The organism is Microcoleus sp. OTE_8_concoct_300, from assembly GCF_031383065.1.
Classification (GTDB): Bacteria; Cyanobacteriota; Cyanobacteriia; order Cyanobacteriales; family Microcoleaceae; genus Microcoleus.
In genome coordinates this window covers 1-1,068 of the sequence record NZ_JANMZH010000588.1, presented here as the reverse complement: position 1 = coordinate 1,068, position 1,068 = coordinate 1, and the positions used below count along the sequence as shown (strand labels likewise).

The window sequence follows — 1,068 nt, the reverse complement described above, 5'->3', positions numbered from 1 at the left end:
TTAGAAGAGAAAAAAGTAACAAATAAATATTCTTTTTCCGTATTTCTACGGTATACAGAAAAGGCGAAGACCTATAAAATTTTTTATCCTTAAAGGGTGGAAGGGTGGAAAAAGAATGCAGCGACCGATCGACCAAATAGGTAATTTCCGCGATTTTAGCCAAAGTACGCCGTGGCCCTCGTGGAAGCGAGGACAGCAAAAGCGGGAGCGAATGATGGAATTTCTGCGGGAAAACCCCAATGCTTCCATTCAGGCATTAGCAGATTACTGTGGAATTTCCGCAGCACAAGTGCGACGGCATCGGAGAAATTTGATAGCTAACGGATTATGGAAAATTGCAGGGTGTGCAATTATTTTTAGTTCGGTGTTTTCTGCTGGCGCATATTATGCGAAGGGCGAAAGCATTGACGAATCTTTCGATGAGTGTGTAAAATTACCCATCCTTCATGCACAGGAGAATTTTTTATGGAATCTAGAGCAGCGATTTCTATAGCAGAAATCAAATCAAAATATGGAATTAAGCAAAGTGCTGCCTACAAATGGCGGACTGCATTAAGGAATCTTGGAGTAGAGGAATCATGGGCAAATTACGATCGCATTAAGTCAAGAGAACTTAATTTGAGCGAAGCTCTGAAAATTTCTACCCAAGCCGAAAGGGTGAAGCCAGCCAAACCTGCTGGTAAACCAATTGCTGCGATCGCAATAATGGAACCTCACGTTGAAATCAACCAGATAAATCAAATCGATCAACACGAAAAAGCTGCTCCCCCAATTTTTGGCATCAGTCCTCAAAGATTGGCTGAGATTAACGCAACTGTTGAACTTGAGGTGATGGTCGAGGATGCGTTATATGAACATCATCGGCAGAAGCGCCGGGGAGAAAGAGCGGCAAAGGCAGCACAAACAGTTAAGGAGGTACAAGCTCTCGACCCAAAGTTGATAGTAGAAATGGCAATGAGACAAATCGCCAAAGTACAGGAAATCGCCTGATATGGTTGAAGTCAACGGTGATCGCCTTCCTCTCCCTTGTTTTTGTCCTTCTTGGCATAACCGCAGAATTGACGTATG

Annotated in this window: 2 protein-coding genes; both read left to right on the top strand. The window is 43.3% G+C overall.

Annotation, left to right across the window (positions count from 1 at the left end):
- The first annotated feature begins 115 nt into the window (after positions 1-115).
- A complete protein-coding gene (locus ACUVJL_RS27195; protein ID WP_445248693.1) occupies positions 116-493 on the top strand; it encodes a winged helix-turn-helix transcriptional regulator in 378 nt (125 codons plus the stop codon).
- Entirely contained in the window at positions 466-990 is a 525-nt protein-coding gene (locus ACUVJL_RS27190; protein ID WP_445248692.1) for a hypothetical protein, read from the top strand. The genes ACUVJL_RS27195 and ACUVJL_RS27190 overlap by 28 nt, the downstream gene beginning before the upstream one ends.
- Positions 991-1,068: the final 78 nt, after the last annotated feature.

Bases quoted from the DNA above. Each gene is read 5' to 3' on its own strand.
- ACUVJL_RS27195 (WP_445248693.1), top strand. From the start codon at position 116: ATGCAGCGACCGATCGACCAAATAGGTAATTTCCGCGATTTTAGCCAA.
- ACUVJL_RS27190 (WP_445248692.1), top strand. From the start codon at position 466: ATGGAATCTAGAGCAGCGATTTCTATAGCAGAAATCAAATCAAAATAT.